Here is a 17,233-nt window from a genome sequence, read left to right on the forward strand (position 1 = left end):
ATCAAGTTTCTTTCACAATTTCGCGGCGCCACCAGGCGATGGTATCCGCAACTCCGGTTTCCAAATTAAATCTCGGCGACCAGCCCAGCTCGCGACACAGGCGCGTGTTGTCGGCCTCGACCAAGGGCGGATCACCCGCGCGCGCTTCTCGTGCGCCCAACCGAACCAAGTCTTCGGCACCGATCTGACGGGCGATCTCGGTTATCAGGTCGGCCAGCGGGATCGCGGTGCCGCTGCCGATATTCAGCGGGCCTTGCAGATCGCTGCCCAGCAGATCGACCAAAGCGCGGGCAACATCGTCGACATGCAGGAAGTCCCGTTTCTGACGGCCATGCGTGCACAAGGCTTCTCGCCCTTCCAGCAGCGAAACGATCACATCTGCTGCAAGCCGCTTTGGGTTTTCGCCCGGCCCATACAGGAAGAACGGCCGCGCCCATGCTCCAGATATCCCCAACGCAGCACACATCCGGTCAAACGCAACCGAAAGGCCCACCTTGGCCGCGCCGTATTCCGTTGCCGGAACCAGCGGGGTCACACCTTCGCGCAGTTTGACGGGCGCGCTCCAATCATACTCCATGCACGAGCCGCAAAACACCACACGCTGCCCCCCGGCCTCGGCAAACGAGAACAGCAAATCCACCGAATGCTGTATCCAGCGAAAGTTCTCCAGCGACTGCTGGTTGCCCGGCCCCATATACCAGGCCAAAGCCAGCAAATGGCTGGGCTGATGGCGCTGCAACAGGTCCGCGACCGCAGCGGTGTCCGCCATGTCGACCTTTACCCACTCCACATCGCCATCCATTGGCGGCGGCGGATCGGTTCGATAGGTCGCGATAACCCGATACCCAGCACCTGCAAGGTTTCGCACACAGGCCCGACCGATAAAGCCAGAGGCACCAGTGACCAGCACTTTTGAATTTTGGGCCTTCAAATTCATCTGGTTTCAAGCTCCGGTCACAGAATCTGTGGGCTGTTACGTGTCAAGCAAAGGCCAGGATGCATCCTTTTCGGAAACAATACTGACTGGAATGGGCCATTGTATCCCAAGAGTAGGATCGTCATATCGAATCCCCCCCTCCACTCCGGGTGTGTAGAATTCACTGGCCGAATAGAACGCCTGCGCGCCGTCCGACAGTGCAATATAGCCATGCGCGAACATCTCTGGCACGTACAGCGCACGGCGGTTCTGCGCGGACAGCTCAATTCCGAAATGCTGGCGATAGGTCGGGCTGTCCGGCCTCAGGTCGACGATGACGTCATAAATGGCCCCCGAGATACAGCGCATGAACTTGGCCTCGGCCGCAGGTAGGTTTTGGTAATGCAGGCCACGGATCGTTCCCTTTTTCTCGTTATATGAGAGGTTTACCTGCGCTACCGCTGGCTTGAGACCGTGCGCTTCGAATTCGTCGGCGCAGAAGGCGCGGGCAAAAAAACCACGATCATCCGAGATTTCCTGCAGATCGACAACAAAAGAGCCCTGCAAAGGCGTTTCAGTAAAAATCATTAACCATCCGCCTGTTCCAACGGTCACCAAATATCGGGCGGTTCAGCTTCTGAGACCGGGCGTGGATCAGTGGTAAAGGAAATGACCCTAAATAAGAGCCCGCGAAATGAACCAGACGTAAAAACTTAACCAGACAACGCAGATTTTTTCCATAGTTTTTGAAGCGGCCAGCCGATATCGTCCGGGCACTGCTGAAATCTCGATCTTACTGGGCGATCAGCGGGACAAGTTGAAAGGTTCGGGAAGAAAGTCTTTGAATAGGCCACGTCGTGGCTCTGAAATACATTTGACCTGGAATACTTTACAAGGAATACGTGTTTGACCAGTCCAGCCCCGTCCGCAAAGACGCCCAGAGAAGTCCTGATCTTCTCCCAGCGCAGCCTGAACGACAACGTCTCGCGCTGTTCGGGGTTTGAGTTCGAAGACGTGATAGCCGACATTGAGAACGCTGAAGTTCTGGCACCAAAACGCGTCAAGGAACGCCGTTTGCCCTTCAATCCCAAGCGGTGGCTGTCCAAACGCTCGGACCTGTTCCGGCATTGGCCGTCCGGCGTGCAGAAAACCATACTGGATCGCGATTACGACCTGTTCTTTTGCGACGCGCAAAAACCAGAAGAGCTTTTGGCGTTGGACGCGATCCCAAACTGGCGCGCACGCTGCGGTCTGGCTGTCTGCGTTCTGGAAGAGGTGTGGTCGAAGGAACTGAACCTTCATCTGCCCCTGATCAAATATCTTGCGCAGTTTGACCTGATCTGCTGCGCCTTTGCTGAAACCTGCGATGACCTTGCGCGCATTACAGGGAAACCCGTCATTCACCTGCCGGGTGCGGCTGACATGGTTCGCTTTGCGCCAGACGCAGTGGCATCTGACCGCCCGATCGACGTCTATTACATGGGTCGCAGACGCCCGGAATTGCACGAAAGGTTGCTTCATAAGATCAAGGAACGCGGCGGTTTCTACCTGTATGACTCGGCCACCAAACCGCCCGTCACCGCGCAACACCGTGTGCACCGCGATCTGCTGGCAAATCTCGTTCAACACTCCAAACTGTTCATGGTCGATATCGCCAAAATCGGCCACGAAGATCAGATAAAGGGCAACATCGCATGGGGACCCCGCCACGTAGAAGGCATAGCGGGCGGTGCTGCCCAAGTTGGATACGCGCCGGAAACCGAAGACTATGCGCGGTATTTCGATTGGCCCGAGTCCGTTATCAAGCTGTCCGAAGACCCTGACGCGGCCATTGACCAAATTGTAGCTTTGCTGGACGACAAGGAAGAATTGGACCGCATGCGCAGGATCAACCTTACCGCCGCAGCGCAAAAGCATGATTGGTTGCATCGCTGGGCGCAGATTCTGGAACACCTGCAAATTCCCGAGACAGACGGGATGGCACAACGTCGTCAGCAGCTTGAAAAAATAGCAGCCGACTACGCGGCTGATGATCCTTCGCAAACGGATAGGGTCAAGGTAGCGAGCGCACCCTGATCCGTCGGAAACACATACCAACACACCTAGCACAAAGCAGGTCCGATTACACCAGTTGCAGTGGAAGTCGCGGGGCGGCAAGTTGCACTCTACAACCCCCTCTAACCAGTCAATGAATAAAACCGGTATGCGCTCAAAACAATAACATGCCGCCCACTTAAAGATGATGACATTGTGGCAAAACTGTGTCCACGATTCTTGAGGAAACGAATTGTTTCCATAATGGAAACACATAGTTTTCAGTACGTTGACATCATACTACGCGAATATCTGCAATAATGTTTCACCGGCGTGAAGAGCATGGCGCCTACTGTTGCCAGATGAAAAACAGTGGCCCGTCAGTGTCCATGGGCCGACAGGGTAAATGCCTTTGATCATGGTGCCCGAGAACCAGGAAATGGGTGCGGGACTCCGATGTCCTACTGGCAAGCGCCCCTCAATCGAACCGGTACCCAAAGGCCTCTATATCTTCGCCGTAGCGCCGACCGATGATCTGGCGGGTGCGCTCATCAAATGCCGCGTGATAGCTGTCTGCGGCAGGTTTGACATTCTGCGCAGCGATTCTGGGGAATGTCACTCCGGTCAGGCTTTCAACCTGATCGAGATCAGCGTCAAAGCTTTCAATCTTGCCCACGAAATCGCAGATCTGCACTCCCCCGCTGGTGGACAAGTGGCGCGTCTGCGACAGCCAATGGCGATCCGCAACAGCATCACTTCCATAATCGCTGTCCAACCACTCGACAAACTCCGGGAACGGCATAAACGGGCGAATTCCTTCAAACCGCGAAAGAATCGAAAGCTTTGACGCCGTCACCGCATCAGCAATCTTGTCTTTCCAGCATGAATGAACCCGAGACCAGGGATTGCGCACAAAAGAGAACACAAAATAGTCCGGAAACCCGGCCGCAATCTCATCTGGCGTGCTGTCGAACTCATGACCCGGCGCGTTATCACTGGCCTGGGCGAACATCGCCTGAACAGTGCGGCTGGCAACTTTTGGAATCGGAGCAGCCAGCACCTTCTGTTGCCGCAACACAAACCTCTCGGCCCTTGGATCGCAGCTTGGCGGTGTGCCTTGCCTGAGCAGCCTCAGCCCTTTGAAGGCGGCCTGCGACATGGTTGGGGAAAAAAGGCGACGGTGCCGAAGCTTCATCTTAACCCTCTGGTCGCCATGCAACTGTCTGGTGTCGCGTCAGCACGTTCGATTCCCCTTTTGCATGGCCCTGTTTTTGCAAGATAACACATCCGTTTTGCCGTGTCCCAGTCTGGCAAGGACTCCGACGTGCCAGACGTCCTGTTTGCTACTGTTCGCTCAATTGCAAAGCAGATCGCTACCATCAGGAAATGGATGAAACGCAATGACCACAAAGGGGAACTCTTTCACAAGTCCCAAGAAAAATCGCGAAAACTGTGGATATACGGCGTCACCGAAACAACAATGCCGGCCCTGAAAGGCCAACGTGCATGATGTTGTTTGAAAAAGTGGTGAGCCGTGCAGGATTCGAACCTGCGACCCACTGATTAAAAGTCAGTTGCTCTACCAACTGAGCTAACGGCCCACTCTTTTGTTTGGATCTTCTTGATCCGTGGCGCTCTCTAAGTCATTTTCCCAACTGGGTTCAAGACCTTTTTTGCACCTCGTTTCGCCAGCAATTTCTTGCGTTTCGGCGTCCCGATAGGCGGCCTACTTAGGCAGGTGGCGCAGGGGGGTCAACCCCTTTTTTGAGGAATTTGCACAGCAGGCTGGATTCCCGTCCTGCGCAACGCTATATGCCCGCCATGCAACAAGATCCGAACATCGGTTTGCCCTTCATGAAGATGCACGGGCTGGGCAATGACTTTGTCATTGTGGATGCGCGCGCGCATACAGCCGAAATTTCCCCGTCACTGGCAAAAGGAATCGGTCACCGGCAGTTTGGTGTTGGATTTGACCAATTGGCCGTCATCGAAAACGGCGAATCGGATGCGCATCTGGTGTTCTACAATGCGGATGGGTCGACCTCGGCGGCTTGCGGGAATGCCACGCGCTGCATTGCGCGGTTTCTGATGGAGGAAACCGGAAAATCCGCCCTAACCCTGACAACCGAGCGCGGGACGCTTTACGCGCAAGATGCCGGTGACGGCCTGACGTCGGTCAATATGGGACACCCTCAAACCGATTGGCGCGACATACCGCTGGCCGAAGATGTAGACACTTTGGAATTGCCAATCGAGGGCGGGCCGACGGCAACAGGCATGGGCAATCCGCACTGCACATTCTTTGTCCAGGATGCCGAGGCCGTCCCCCTGACCGAATTCGGCGCGCGATACGAGCATCACCCGCTTTACCCCGAACGCACCAATGTGCAGGTGGCGCAGGTGATCGACCCGGGTCATATCCGAATGCGTGTCTGGGAACGAGGCGTGGGCATCACTTTAGCCTCAGGCTCGTCCTCCTGCGCCACAGCAGTGGCGGCTGCGCGGCGCGGCCTAACGGGGCGCAAAGTACAGATCGAACTCGATGGCGGAACGATCTGGATCGACTGGTGCGAGGATGGCGTGTGGATGACGGGCCCGACCTGCCACGTGTTCTCAGGCACCCTGACGCCTGAGTTCCTGAGGACGCTGGGATGAGCGCGCCCAAATTCACCACTCTGGGCTGCCGCCTGAACGCCTATGAGACCGAAGCGATGAAAGAACTGTCACAGCAGGCAGGGCTCAGCAATGCCGTCGTAGTGAATACCTGCGCCGTGACCGCCGAGGCCGTGCGGAAAGCCCGGCAGGAAATCCGCAAGCTGCGCCGCGAAAACCCCGATGCACGGCTGATCGTCACCGGCTGCGCCGCCCAGACCGAACCCGAAACCTTTGCGCAAATGAACGAGGTCGATGCTGTCATCGGCAACACCGAGAAGATGCAGCCCGACACCTGGAAAGGCATGGCCGCCGATTTTATCGGCCAGACCGAGGCGGTGCAGGTCGACGACATCATGTCCGTGACCGAAACCGCTGGCCACCTGATCGACGGCTTCGGCACCCGCTCGCGTGCCTATGTGCAGGTCCAGAACGGCTGCGATCACCGCTGCACCTTCTGCATCATCCCCTATGGCCGCGGCAACTCGCGCAGCGTCCCCGCGGGCGTGGTGGTGGATCAGATCAAACGGCTGGTGGACCGGGGCTATAACGAAGTGGTGCTGACCGGCGTTGACCTCACCTCATGGGGCGCCGACTTGCCAGCACAACCCAAGCTCGGCGATCTGGTGATGCGCATCCTGAAACTGGTGCCGAACCTGCCGCGCCTGCGGATCAGCTCGATCGACTCGATCGAGGTGGACGAAAACCTGATGCAGGCCATCGCGACAGAACCGCGCCTGATGCCGCATTTGCACCTGTCGCTGCAACATGGCGATGACCTGATCCTGAAACGCATGAAACGCCGCCACCTGCGCGACGATGCCATCCGTTTTACCGAAGAGGCCCGCAAGCTGCGCCCTGACATGACCTTTGGTGCGGATATCATCGCAGGTTTCCCAACCGAAACGGACGCCCATTTCGAAAACTCGCTGAAACTGGTCACCGACTGCGACCTGACCTGGCTGCACGTCTTCCCCTATTCCAAACGCGAAGGCACCCCCGCCGCCCGCATCCCGCAACAAATCAACGGCAACATCATCAAGTCCCGCGCCGCCCGCCTGCGCGCCGCCGGAGACGCTCAGGTCGCCAATCACCTGACCGCTCAACTGGGCAAAACTCATAACATCCTGATGGAAAACCCACATATGGGCCGTACCGAGCAATTCACCGAAGTCACCTTCACCTCCCCCCAACCCGAAGGCCAGATCGTCACCGCCACAATCACCGGTCATACGACCAGCCAACTCAAAGCCTGATCCGCCCTTCATCTGGCTAAAAAATATCCCGGGGATGAATTGGCCGCAGGCCAAGAAGGGGCTAGCCCCCTTACCGCGCCCTCAACAAAAACCCCCGCTACCAGATGGCGCGGGGGTTCAAATTTTTCAGCTACCAAAAACCTTAGACGGTCTTCTTGCCTTTCACACCGGCCCACAAGCGCTTGTTGACCAGATACAGAAGCACCGACAAGACCGACAGGAACAGCACGCCGACAAAGCCGGAATATTTGCGCTCCATCATCTTCGGTTCAGCGGTCCACATCAGGAACGCAGCGATGTCTTCGGACATGGCTTCAACCGTGGCCGGGTGACCGTCGGCGAATTCCACCTGATCTTCGGACAGCGGTGGCGCCATCGAGATCCAACCGCCGGGGAAGGCTTTGTTCTCATAGAGAATGGTGCCTGCCTCTTCCTTTTCCTCGCCGGTATAGCCGTCCAGCAACGAGGCGATGTATTCCGCACCACCCATGCCTTTGAACAGCTGGTTGATCCCCAGACCGTAAGGGCCGTGGAACCCAGCACGGGCTTTCGCCATCAGGCTCAGGTCAGGCGCGCCAACACCGTTGTTCGCCGGGAAGTGGTCGGTCGGGATGGCCGGGCGAAAATCGTCCAGCTCGGGGTCGAACACTTCGAAGTTACCCGCCGAATAAGCGATGACTTCCTCTTCCGAGTAGCCAAGGTCTTCCAGCGTCCTCAGCGGCACATATTGCAGGCCGTGGCAGGCCGCGCAGACCTCGGTATAGATCTGAAGGCCACGCTGAAGCTGATGCTTGTCCCAGGTGCCAAACGGCCCTTCGAACGAGAAGTGGAAATCCTCGATATGCTGCTCGCCGCCACCTGCCGCGAGGGACGCAGCAGGGGTAAGAGCCAAAGCAAACGCGGCACCGATTGCAAGTTTCTTGAACATGTTTCCGGTCCCTCTTCTTACTCGGCCGGCGTGGCGTCGGCGTCAGCCTTGCCATAATGCGCGTTGAAGTCTTCTTCGATGGTCTCCGGCTGAGCATCGGGTTTTTCGATGACACCCAGGATCGGCAGGATCACGAAGAAATAGGCGAACCAGTAGGCGGACGCGATCAGCGAGAAAGTCGCATAGGGCTCCTCGGCGGGCATCGCACCCAGCCACATCAGGGCAAAGAAGTCGATGATCAGCAGATAGAACCACCATTTGAACATCGGACGGTATTTACCCGAACGCACGGTCGACGTGTCCAGCCACGGGGCCAACGCCATCGCCAGGATCGCACCAAACATCGCCAGAACACCAAAGAACTTGGCGTCGATGATGCCGCCAGTGATGAAGCTGGCGAATTGCACAACCCAGACCTCGCCGGTGAAGGCACGCAGGATCGCGTAGAACGGCAAGAAGTACCATTCGGGCACGATGTGTGCAGGCGTGACCAACGGGTTGGCCTCGATATAGTTATCGGGGTGGCCAAGATAGTTCGGCATAAAGCCAACAACCGCCCAGAACACGACCAGAATGACAGCCAGCGCGAACAAGTCCTTGATCACGAAATAGGGCCAGAACGGAAGTGTATCTTTCTCGGCCTCGGCTTTCGAGCCACGGCGAACCTCAACACCCGTGGGGTTGTTGTTGCCGGTGGTGTGGAAGGCCCAGATATGCACGACCACCAGCGCCGCAATCACGAACGGCAGCAGGTAGTGCAGCGAGAAGAAGCGGTTCAGCGTGGCGTTATCCACCGCCGGTCCGCCCAGCAACCAGGTCTGGATCGCCTCACCCACGAACGGGATCGCCCCAAACAGGCCGGTGATCACGGTCGCACCCCAGAAGGACATCTGACCCCAGGGCAGAACATAGCCCATGAACGCGGTGCCCATCATCATCAGGTAAATCAGCATCCCGATGATCCACGTGATCTCACGCGGGGCTTTGTACGACCCGTAGAACAGGCCACGGAAGATGTGGATGTAAACCGCAACAAAGAACAGCGACGCGCCGTTCATGTGCAGATAACGCAGCATATAGCCGCCATTAACGTTGCGCATGATGTGTTCGATGCTGGCAAAGGCCAGATCAACATGCGGGGTGTAGTGCATCACCAGAACGATACCGGTGACGATTTGCAGCGCCAGGCAGAACGCCAGGACGATGCCCCAGATCCACCACCAGTTCAGGTTCTTGGGGGTGGGGATCATGATGGTGTCGTAAATCAGGCCGACGATGGGCAGGCGGCTGTTCAGCCACTTCTCGCCGTTTGTCTTCGGCTCGTAATGATCGTGGGGAATTCCGGACATAAGTTGGGTCTCCCTTAGCCGAGTCTGATGGTGCTGTTGTCCACCCATTCCGCGGGCGGGACGGGCAGGTTTTCAGGCGCGGGGCCCTTACGGATACGACCAGCAAGGTCATAGTGCGAACCGTGGCAGGGGCAAAACCAGCCGCCAAAGTCACCGGCATCGCCCAGCGGCACACAGCCCAGGTGCGTACAAACGCCCATCTGGACAAGCCACGCGCCGGGGGCCTCGCCTTCGGGCGATGGCATCACGCGGTTTGCGTCGGTCGCAGGTGCGTCGGCCGGTTGGTTGAAGTTCCGTGCCAGCGGATCGGGCAGCGCATCAACGCCCTCGGCGTCCTGTTCCTTGGCGTCCTGAATCTCGGCACCGGTGCGGTGACGGATAAAGACGGGTTTACCCAGCCATTTCACGGTCAGCTGTGTCCCCGGCTCAACGCCGCTTACGTCCACACGGATCGAGGACAGCGCCTGAACGTCTGCCGAGGGGTTCATTTGGTTGATCAGGGGCCATACGGCTGCACCCGTCGCAACGACACCTGCGCCGCCAGCGACGTAGTAGAGGAAATCTCTGCGGGTGCCTTCGTGGTCTTCTGCGTGGGACACGAGGTTTTCTCCGATTCCGGCGCCCGGGGATGGCCCGGGCAAACATGCATCAGCACCGCATCAAAGCGGCGTCTCATCGCGGCTATCTAGCCGGGAGAAATCGGTTCGTCCAGCGGTCATAGGCGCGCACTACGCCGCATCTGGGCATTCATGTCACAACGTAACCCGGAATTTTCAAGCCACGAGGGGATTTTAGGCAGGAATTCCGGGGGCCAATGTTGAGTTCGCCGGAAGGTGATTCGGATCAGCAGGGCGCGGGAAAGCCCGAGTTGCCAATAGGCGCTGACTCCGCTGTGCACAGCCCGAAATTGCAAAATTTGGGCGTGGTTTTGCCGCAAAAATTTCTACTTTGGCGCGATTTCAAACCCTGTAAATAATGGATCAAAAATAGATATTTTTCCAAATCTTCAAAACGAACTATTTCGATTGCACTTTTTACGCGAATGCATAAAGGCGCAGGAAAATGCCACCGTTAACAGGACGCCTTTCATGCCAAACCTATCTGGACCCATTCTGACCTTTGCGTTGCTTGCTTCGAGTCAGGTCTTTGCAGCCGGTGACCCGGCGCAGGGCGAAAAACTCTACAATCGCTGTTCGTCCTGTCACGCGATCATCAAGGATGGCGAGGTTCTGGTCAAAGGTGGCATCACGGGACCGAATCTCTATGGCGTAGTCGGCCGGGTCGCGGGAACCGAGAACGATTACCTGAACGGAAGTGAGCGGCTGCCCATCGGTCTTTTCACCGATGACATGATCCGATCCGGTCAGGAAGGCTTGATCTGGACCGAAGAAAACATCGCTGCCTACTCCAAGGACCCGATCGGGTTCATTCAGGATTTCCTGAACGACGAAAAAGCGCGCCCCAACATGAGCGTCAAGCTGAAGAAAGGCGCCGACGACATCGCGGCCTATCTCGCGACCTTCTCTGATTAATCCTTGGTCTGGTCACGCATCGCGCATCAGCGTGGCCAGCCATTCCAATTCGGTGCCCAGCCCGCCCGCAACATGTTCTGACGCCGCTTCGCGCGCCTCAGCGGGTTTGTTCTGGTTCAGCTTCCATGTCCCCTGAATATCATCGACATACATCCGGCAGGGCACGATCATCCTCAGCATGCGATCCAGCGCATCGGGCGACATCTTGTCAGCGCTCCATGCGGGTTTGGGCAACAGCCGTTCTTCGTAGAAGGCCGATTGCCGATCCAAAAGGCCCCGCAACTCGGCCTGCGGACGCTTTTCTAGCCGTCCGGTCAGATGCACGGCGACATAGTTCCATGTAGGAACCTGATCTGCCAGACCATACCAATCCGGTGAAACATACCCATCCGGCCCGGATACCGCGATACGCCCTGCGCGCGGGGCGGTCAGGGCCCGCACGATCGGATTCGACCGAACCAGATGCAGCTCGGCCACCGAGCCGTCGGAACTCAGCAAGAACGGCATATGGCTGATCAGGGGGGCGTCGTCAGTTGACAGCGCCAAAACCCCGAAGGCCCGGTCACGGGCAAAGGCGATATGGCGGGTGCGGTCTTCAGCGCGGAAAGCCGGATTTGGGTGCATTGCATGTCTCCTGACGGAACGACTTGCAGATTCGCTTGGTCCTTGGCAAGGTCTGCCTCGTTCTCAGGGCGGGGCGGAATTCCCCACCGGCGGTATGCGGGCCACGACCCGTAAGCCCGCGAGCGGCCCCGGATCCTCCGGGGTGACAAGCAGATCTGGTGAGAGGCCAGAGCCGACGGTTACAGTCCGGATGAAAGAGAACGCGCAGCGTGCCGCTTGGCGCGTCTGCTCGTGATCGCCTTGGGTGACGTGTCTGTTTACGTAGGAGATCATGATGACACACACCCGCTATGCTTTCGTCAAAGCCAACTGGCATTCCGATATTGTCGATCAGGCGCTGGAAGGATTCCAACAGCTTATCCCCGCCGATCAGATTGACGTCTTCGACGTGCCCGGCGCGTTCGAGATGCCGCTGCTGGCCCGCGATCTGGCTAAAACCGGCAAATATGCCGCCATCGCCTGCGCCGCTTTTGTGGTGGATGGGGGTATCTACCGGCACGATTTCGTGGCGCAAGCCGTGGTTGACGGCCTGATGCGTGCCGGACTGGATACGGGCGTCCCGGTCCTGTCGGTCTCGCTGACACCACACCAATATCAGGAAACCGACCACCACAATGCGATCTACCGCGCGCATTTCGTGGAAAAGGGTCGCGAGGCTGCGCAAGCCGCGCTCAAAATCAGCAAAACCCGCGCTGCACTCCTGGAACCGGCCTGACCCTTCTTCTGTTCAAAAATACTTCGGGGGAATCGCGGCTTGCCGCGATGGGGGCAGCGCCCCCTCCCTCTCCTCAGTCGCAAATCCGCTTGAGGCCCAGGGCTCTCCCCGCTAATCACAACCCTCAAAGGAGCACGCCCCATGTCGATGAACAGTTACGGACACCTCTTCCGCGTCACCACTTGGGGTGAAAGCCACGGCCCTGCCTTGGGTGCCACGGTGGATGGCTGCCCTCCGGGGGTCACCATCGACGAAGCGATGATCCAGCACTGGCTGGACAAGCGCAAACCGGGCCAGAACAAGTTCACCACGCAACGACGCGAGCCGGATCAGGTGAAAATCCTCTCAGGCGTGTTCGAGGGCCAGACCACCGGCACCCCGGTGCAACTGATGATCGAGAACACCGATCAGCGCTCCAAGGACTACGGCGATATCATGGACAAGTTCCGTCCGGGCCACGCCGATATCACCTATTGGCAGAAATACGGCATCCGCGATTATCGCGGCGGTGGACGTAGCTCGGCACGCGAAACTGCGTCGCGGGTGGCTGCTGGAGGGTTGGCGCGCGAGGCAATCAAGCAGATCGCGCCCAACGTGCAGATCACCGGCTACATGACCCAGATCGGCCCCCACAAAATCGACCGCGCCAACTTCGACTGGTCGCAGATCGAACAGAACCCGTTCTGGACACCCGATGCGCAGGCCGCTGATGACTGGGCCGATTATCTGGACGATCTGCGCAAGTCCGGCAATTCTGTCGGCGCCGTGGTCGAGGTCGTCGCACGCGGCGTCCCCGCTGGGATCGGTGCGCCGGTTTATGCCAAGTTAGACACTGATCTCGCTGCCGCAATGATGTCGATCAACGCGGTCAAAGGCGTTGAGATTGGCGAAGGTATGGCCGCCGCCGAACTGACCGGCGAGGCCAACGCCGATGAGATCTTCATGGGTCAGAACGGCCCGCAATACAGCTCGAACCACTCGGGCGGCATTTTGGGTGGCATCTCGACCGGGCAGGACATCGTGGTGCGGTTTGCCGTAAAACCAACCTCGTCGATCCTGACTACGCGCAAGACGATCACCAAATCGGGTGAGGAAACCGAGATTATCACCAAAGGCCGCCACGACCCCTGCGTCGGCATCCGCGCGGTGCCGGTGGGCGAGGCGATGATGGCCTGCGTCATCCTGGACCACTTACTTCTGCACCGCGGTCAGATTGGCGAGAATCGTGGACATATCGGCTGATCTGCGCCACCACTTGCGCGGCATTGTCGTGCAACGCATGGAGACTGACCCAGCGCACGATCTGGCGCATCTGGACCGGGTCTGGGTGAATGCGCAGGCCATTTCGGACGAAGCAACCGACATGCGCGTCCTGCTGGCGGCCAGCTATTTGCACGATTTGGTCAACCTGCCCAAGAACGACCCGGACCGTCACCTTGCGTCCCGGCGATCCGCTGAGGAATCAGAGCCTATTCTGAGTGATTTCGGCTATACGCCCGAGGAAATCAAAGCCACGCAACATGCTATTGTAGCCCATAGTTTTTCCGCAAATATCCCCCCTGAAACCACAGAGGCGTGTATTCTGCGCGACGCCGACAGGCTGGATGCGCTGGGGGCCATTGGTGTGGCGCGCAACTTCTCTGTTTCAGGCGCGTTGGGGCGATCCCTTTACGACCCAGCGGACCCTTTCGCAGAGTCCCGAATACTGGACGATCTGCATTTCTCGGTCGACCATTGGAAGGTCAAGTTACTGAAACTTCCGGAAGATATGCTGACGGATCGCGGCAAGGCGCTGGCCCGGAAACGTGCCGACCGCATGATCCGCTTCCTGACCGAATTCGCCGAGGAAATCGGCCACCCTCTGCCATCGGACTGGTCACAACGGAATTCCGCACGTTGATCTTTGCCCGCTAAAGGCGCAGGGTCGCGCCGATGGCTGACCCCCTAACGTCAAACAAACCACTTCTGGCTGTGGCGCTGAAACTCAGCGCTCTGGTCCTGTTCACGTCGATGCAGGCCCTGGTCAAAGCCTTGTCTGACACCTTCCCACCCGGAGAGATGGTGTTTTTTCGCTCGCTCTTTGCTGTTCCGGTCATCATAGGCTGGCTGGCGTGGCGCGGAGAGCTTTCGCAGGGCCTTGTGGTCAAAAAACCCATGGGCCATTTCTGGCGCGGTGTATTGGGCACCAGCGCCATGGGGCTGACCTTTACCGGCCTCAGTCTGCTGCCGTTGCCCGAAGTGACGGCCATAGGCTATGCCACGCCGATCTTCACCCTGATTCTGGCCGCGATCATGCTGGGCGAGCGCATTCGCATGATCCGTATCGGCGCGGTGGCTTTGGGGTTGCTGGGGGTTCTGATCATGATCTGGCCGCGTCTGGGCGGCAACAACATGGATACGGCCGCGACTATCGGGGCGCTTTGCGTCTTGGCGTCGACAATGGCGCGGGCCTTTGTGCAAATACATATCCGGCAACTGGTTCAGGTAGATCACCCCGCAGCGGTCGTCTTCTATTTTTCTCTGACGGCTACCCTTTTGTCCGCATTGACCGCCTTTTGGGGATGGACGATGCCAACGCTGGAACAGACTCTAATACTGGTCATTATGGGGCTCACCGGCGGAGTTGCACAGATCTTGGTGACCTCGTCCTACAAGTTTGGACAGGCCTCAATGCTCGCGCCTTATGACTATACAACGATGCTGTTTGCCGTATTGATCGGATATATCTGGTTCGATGAGCTGCCGACGCTGGTCATGCTCGGCGGGGCTGCTCTTGTGATCGCGGGCAATGTGGTCGTCATTTTGCGCGAACGCCAACTGGGGTTGGAGCGCGAAAAGGCACGTCAGGCAACGGACCCCAAAGCCTGATCTTTACCTTTTTTGAACTTCACCTAATTTGGGTCCAACATCAAATAAGGGTCCCGAGATGAGCGACGCAGAAGATCACAAGGAAAAGATGCAAAAGGTGCAGGCAAAGCACCGCAAGAAAGTGTCCGAGGCCGTCGATCCCGGGCGGGGCCTGGTTCTGATCAATACGGGTAAAGGCAAAGGCAAGTCATCCGCGGCCTTCGGTGTTGTCATTCGCGCGCTCGGATGGGGTCAGAAGGTCGCCGTGGTACAATTTATCAAGGGAAAGTGGAAAACCGGCGAGCGCCGCTTTTTCGAAGAACGCGATCTGGTGACCTGGCACACGATGGGTGAGGGCTTTACCTGGGACACGCAGGATCGCGAACGCGACATCGCCGCCGCCAATGCCGCGTTTGACAAGGCACGGGCGCTGATGGCCAGCGGTGACTATGACCTCGTGGTTCTGGACGAAATCAACATCGCTTTGCGGTATGAGTATCTATCAGTCGAGCAGGTGATTGATGGGCTGAACGCCCGGTCGGACAAGACCAGCGTATTTCTGACCGGCCGGGATGCGCCGCAGGCCTTGCGCGACTATGCCGATCTGGTCACGGAAATGACCGAAGAGAAACACCCGTTCCAAGCTGGGATAAAGGCCCAGCGCGGCGTGGATTTCTGAGGATCGGAGCCGCTTTACAGCCCCCGACCACTGGCCGGGGGCATGCAAGGTTTTGATCAGATCGCTTTGGCCTTGGGGTCCAGCGTGACGGACCACAGTTCCGCATCAGAGCGATCCATCAGACGCACGGTCATCTGTTCCGTGGTGCCGTCGATGTCGACAAGCCCAAAGAACTGCAAACCTGCGCTCGGCGGCAGATTGACTCCCTGCCCCTCTACCGGAGCTTTTTCGAATTTCACCTCTGGGCCAAAGGTTCCATCCAGTGTGTTCGGACCAAAAGTTCCAGCATGCAACGGGCCGGACACAAATTCCCAGAACGGCTCAAAATCCTGAAATTGGGCTTTGTTAGGGTCGTAATAATGCGCAGCGGTATAGTGGACATCTGCGGTGAACCAAACCGTATTGGTAACCCCTTCGGTCTTGATGAAGCGCAACAGATCGGCGATTTCAAGCTCGCGTCCCTTGGCTGGTCCGCTATCGCCATTCGCGATCGCCTCGGCCCCTGCTTTTTCTTTCCAATTATCCCAAACAATGAGTCCGATGGGCATATCTGAGGCGATAACTTTCCAGGTCGCCCCGGACTGAGCCAGCTCGCGTTTCAACCACGCAAGCTGTTCAGCCCCCAAGATACGGGACTGATCGGTGATCTCATCCTCCATCGAGGCGCCGTTCGGCCCGCGATAGCTGCGCAGATCCAAAAAGAACACGTCCAGCATCGGCCCGTAAGAGATCTTGCGGTAAACGCGCCCCGGTTCAGCGGGTGTAATGCGCAGCGGCGTCATCTCGTGAAAGGCGCGCCCGGCGCGGGATTGCAGCACGTGAACCGATTTCTCGGTATAGCGGTCGTCAGACATCAGGTCTTTGGCATCCGACCAGTTGTTCACGACCTCATGGTCATCCCACTGAAAAAAGGTCGGACAAACGGCGTTCATCGCGCGCACATGTTCGTCCATCAGGTTGTATTTCCACTGGGCGCGGAATTCATCCAGCGTTTCGGCCACCTTGCGTTTTTCGTCGATCAGAGTGGTGTTCTTCCAGATCACCTGATCGTCTTTGACAACTTCGTCCTGCATCGGGCCGTCGGCATAGATCGTGTCACCGGAATGAATGAAAAAGTCTGGTTTGTGCTGCGCCATCGTCGCGTAGGTCCGCATTCCCTCGTCATCAATGCCCCAGCCCTGACCGGCCGTGTCGCCCGACCAGGCAAAGCGGATGTCTCGTCTCTGGGTAGGTGCAGTGCGGAATTGGCCAACAATAGGCTCTGATGTGATGTTAATATCGCTCAGGTCTGCGGCGACGAAGCGGTAGAAGATATCCTGATCCGACGGCAGGCCATCGACCAGGCGCTTGACGGCCAAGTCGCTGTTGGGAATGGCGTCCATCGGCGGCAGCTTGCGCGCGTCGGCAAAGCTTTCGGTCGTTGAGACCTCCATCATCACCCGGGCCGGACGGTCCGTGCGGGTCCAGATCATACCCGAGGTCGTATCGACGTCCCCGGATTGGACGCCATGGGTGAACACCGGGCGCGAGGATGCGCGGCTTATGGCGGGAACCGAAAGCGAGGCGGCAAACGCCGTGCTTCCGGCCAAAAAGGTGCGACGGCTGGGGCGAAGGATTCGGGTCATGCAAGCTCTCCTGTCTAGTGGCCCGACGGGACCACGCGATTGGTGAGCGGCAGTGAGCCGCCTGTTTGTAAAACAA

General features: G+C 58.0%; 17 protein-coding genes, 1 tRNA gene and 1 riboswitch. Of the genes, 9 read left to right on the forward strand and 9 right to left on the reverse strand.

From position 1 onward, the window contains the following. Window position 1: 1 nt before the first annotated feature. Entirely contained in the window at window positions 2–937 is a 936-nt protein-coding gene (locus ACR0MS_RS07505; protein WP_480571447.1) for an NAD-dependent epimerase/dehydratase family protein, read from the reverse strand. Window positions 938–973: 36 nt separating this feature from the next. After that, window positions 974–1,504, reverse strand: a complete 531-nt coding sequence (gene rfbC, locus ACR0MS_RS07510) for a dTDP-4-dehydrorhamnose 3,5-epimerase (RefSeq protein ID WP_480571443.1) — start codon at window positions 1,502–1,504, stop codon at window positions 974–976. 318 nt (window positions 1,505–1,822) lie between these two features. Between rfbC and ACR0MS_RS07515 the strand changes: the two genes are divergently transcribed. After that, window positions 1,823–2,992, forward strand: coding sequence for a glycosyltransferase family protein (locus ACR0MS_RS07515; RefSeq protein ID WP_480571440.1), 1,170 nt, complete (start codon window positions 1,823–1,825; stop codon window positions 2,990–2,992). A gap of 436 nt (window positions 2,993–3,428) precedes the next feature. On the opposite strand, the gene ACR0MS_RS07520 is transcribed toward ACR0MS_RS07515, so the two are convergent. After that, complete coding sequence (locus ACR0MS_RS07520; protein WP_480571437.1) at window positions 3,429–4,145, reverse strand: sulfotransferase family 2 domain-containing protein; 717 nt, start codon at window positions 4,143–4,145, stop codon at window positions 3,429–3,431. 330 nt (window positions 4,146–4,475) lie between these two features. Next, window positions 4,476–4,551: transfer RNA gene (locus ACR0MS_RS07525), tRNA-Lys, on the reverse strand. Between the two features lie 211 nt (window positions 4,552–4,762). On the opposite strand from ACR0MS_RS07525, the gene dapF reads away from it, so the two are divergent. Both dapF and mtaB read left to right on the forward strand, forming a co-directional pair. Continuing rightward, window positions 4,763–5,605 carry a diaminopimelate epimerase gene (gene dapF, locus ACR0MS_RS07530; protein ID WP_480571434.1) on the forward strand — a complete coding sequence of 281 codons (843 nt, stop codon included), beginning with the start codon at window positions 4,763–4,765 and terminating at the stop codon, window positions 5,603–5,605. Further along, window positions 5,602–6,858: a tRNA (N(6)-L-threonylcarbamoyladenosine(37)-C(2))-methylthiotransferase MtaB gene (gene mtaB, locus ACR0MS_RS07535; RefSeq protein WP_480571431.1), complete on the forward strand. Its 1,257-nt coding sequence runs from the start codon at window positions 5,602–5,604 to the stop codon at window positions 6,856–6,858. Before dapF ends, mtaB begins: the two co-directional genes overlap by 4 nt. Window positions 6,859–7,000: 142 nt before the next feature. Here the strand turns inward: mtaB and ACR0MS_RS07540 are convergent, their stop codons facing one another. Genes ACR0MS_RS07540 through petA form a run of 3 tightly spaced genes read right to left on the reverse strand, consistent with a single transcriptional unit; the run spans window position 7,001 to window position 9,734 of the window. After that, window positions 7,001–7,786, reverse strand: coding sequence for a cytochrome c1 (locus tag ACR0MS_RS07540; protein ID WP_480571428.1), 786 nt, complete (start codon window positions 7,784–7,786; stop codon window positions 7,001–7,003). A gap of 17 nt (window positions 7,787–7,803) precedes the next feature. After that, window positions 7,804–9,135 (reverse strand): cytochrome b, encoded by a 1,332-nt coding sequence (gene petB / locus ACR0MS_RS07545; RefSeq protein ID WP_480571425.1) that lies wholly within the window; start codon window positions 9,133–9,135, stop codon window positions 7,804–7,806. A 14-nt stretch (window positions 9,136–9,149) separates the two neighbouring features. Next, a complete protein-coding gene (gene petA / locus ACR0MS_RS07550; protein ID WP_480571422.1) occupies window positions 9,150–9,734 on the reverse strand; it encodes a ubiquinol-cytochrome c reductase iron-sulfur subunit in 585 nt (194 codons plus the stop codon). 489 nt (window positions 9,735–10,223) lie between these two features. Between petA and ACR0MS_RS07555 the strand changes: the two genes are divergently transcribed. Continuing rightward, window positions 10,224–10,667, forward strand: coding sequence for a c-type cytochrome (locus ACR0MS_RS07555; protein WP_480571419.1), 444 nt, complete (start codon window positions 10,224–10,226; stop codon window positions 10,665–10,667). A 12-nt stretch (window positions 10,668–10,679) separates the two neighbouring features. On the opposite strand, the gene ACR0MS_RS07560 is transcribed toward ACR0MS_RS07555, so the two are convergent. Further along, on the reverse strand, window positions 10,680–11,291 hold the full coding sequence (locus ACR0MS_RS07560; RefSeq protein WP_480571416.1) for an FMN-binding negative transcriptional regulator: 612 nt from the start codon (window positions 11,289–11,291) through the stop codon (window positions 10,680–10,682). Between the two features lie 55 nt (window positions 11,292–11,346). Then, a riboswitch (FMN riboswitch) is annotated at window positions 11,347–11,497 on the forward strand. Window positions 11,498–11,565: 68 nt separating this feature from the next. Between ACR0MS_RS07560 and ACR0MS_RS07565 the strand changes: the two genes are divergently transcribed. The 5 genes from ACR0MS_RS07565 (at window position 11,566) to cobO (ending at window position 15,532) form a co-directional block, all read left to right on the forward strand. Then, entirely contained in the window at window positions 11,566–12,006 is a 441-nt protein-coding gene (locus ACR0MS_RS07565) for a 6,7-dimethyl-8-ribityllumazine synthase (protein WP_480571414.1), read from the forward strand. 141 nt (window positions 12,007–12,147) lie between these two features. Next, window positions 12,148–13,248, forward strand: coding sequence for a chorismate synthase (gene aroC, locus ACR0MS_RS07570; RefSeq protein WP_480571411.1), 1,101 nt, complete (start codon window positions 12,148–12,150; stop codon window positions 13,246–13,248). Next, on the forward strand, window positions 13,232–13,906 hold the full coding sequence (locus ACR0MS_RS07575) for an HD domain-containing protein (protein WP_480571408.1): 675 nt from the start codon (window positions 13,232–13,234) through the stop codon (window positions 13,904–13,906). The genes aroC and ACR0MS_RS07575 overlap by 17 nt, the downstream gene beginning before the upstream one ends. A gap of 32 nt (window positions 13,907–13,938) precedes the next feature. Beyond that, a complete protein-coding gene (locus ACR0MS_RS07580; RefSeq protein ID WP_480571405.1) occupies window positions 13,939–14,874 on the forward strand; it encodes a DMT family transporter in 936 nt (311 codons plus the stop codon). Between the two features lie 58 nt (window positions 14,875–14,932). Further along, window positions 14,933–15,532 carry a cob(I)yrinic acid a,c-diamide adenosyltransferase gene (cobO, locus tag ACR0MS_RS07585; RefSeq protein ID WP_171123989.1) on the forward strand — a complete coding sequence of 200 codons (600 nt, stop codon included), beginning with the start codon at window positions 14,933–14,935 and terminating at the stop codon, window positions 15,530–15,532. Window positions 15,533–15,588: 56 nt separating this feature from the next. Here cobO and ACR0MS_RS07590 read toward each other — a convergent pair whose 3' ends face one another. Beyond that, entirely contained in the window at window positions 15,589–17,157 is a 1,569-nt protein-coding gene (locus tag ACR0MS_RS07590) for an alkaline phosphatase D family protein (protein WP_480571401.1), read from the reverse strand. Window positions 17,158–17,233: the final 76 nt, after the last annotated feature.

Source organism: Ruegeria sp. CJ2, from assembly GCF_056536745.1.

What these genes read in the sequence shown, in the direction of transcription:
- ACR0MS_RS07520 (WP_480571437.1), bottom strand. Translation starts at nt 4,145, where the DNA reads ATGAAGCTTCGGCACCGTCGCCTTTTTTCCCCAACCATGTCGCAGGCC.
- rfbC (WP_480571443.1), bottom strand. Translation starts at nt 1,504, where the DNA reads ATGATTTTTACTGAAACGCCTTTGCAGGGCTCTTTTGTTGTCGATCTG.
- ACR0MS_RS07590 (WP_480571401.1), bottom strand. Translation starts at nt 17,157, where the DNA reads ATGACCCGAATCCTTCGCCCCAGCCGTCGCACCTTTTTGGCCGGAAGC.
- ACR0MS_RS07540 (WP_480571428.1), bottom strand. Translation starts at nt 7,786, where the DNA reads ATGTTCAAGAAACTTGCAATCGGTGCCGCGTTTGCTTTGGCTCTTACC.
- ACR0MS_RS07580 (WP_480571405.1), top strand. Translation starts at nt 13,939, where the DNA reads ATGGCTGACCCCCTAACGTCAAACAAACCACTTCTGGCTGTGGCGCTG.
- aroC (WP_480571411.1), top strand. Translation starts at nt 12,148, where the DNA reads ATGTCGATGAACAGTTACGGACACCTCTTCCGCGTCACCACTTGGGGT.
- petB (WP_480571425.1), bottom strand. Translation starts at nt 9,135, where the DNA reads ATGTCCGGAATTCCCCACGATCATTACGAGCCGAAGACAAACGGCGAG.
- ACR0MS_RS07560 (WP_480571416.1), bottom strand. Translation starts at nt 11,291, where the DNA reads ATGCACCCAAATCCGGCTTTCCGCGCTGAAGACCGCACCCGCCATATC.
- ACR0MS_RS07565 (WP_480571414.1), top strand. Translation starts at nt 11,566, where the DNA reads ATGACACACACCCGCTATGCTTTCGTCAAAGCCAACTGGCATTCCGAT.
- cobO (WP_171123989.1), top strand. Translation starts at nt 14,933, where the DNA reads ATGAGCGACGCAGAAGATCACAAGGAAAAGATGCAAAAGGTGCAGGCA.
- ACR0MS_RS07555 (WP_480571419.1), top strand. Translation starts at nt 10,224, where the DNA reads ATGCCAAACCTATCTGGACCCATTCTGACCTTTGCGTTGCTTGCTTCG.
- dapF (WP_480571434.1), top strand. Translation starts at nt 4,763, where the DNA reads ATGCCCGCCATGCAACAAGATCCGAACATCGGTTTGCCCTTCATGAAG.
- mtaB (WP_480571431.1), top strand. Translation starts at nt 5,602, where the DNA reads ATGAGCGCGCCCAAATTCACCACTCTGGGCTGCCGCCTGAACGCCTAT.
- ACR0MS_RS07505 (WP_480571447.1), bottom strand. Translation starts at nt 937, where the DNA reads ATGAATTTGAAGGCCCAAAATTCAAAAGTGCTGGTCACTGGTGCCTCT.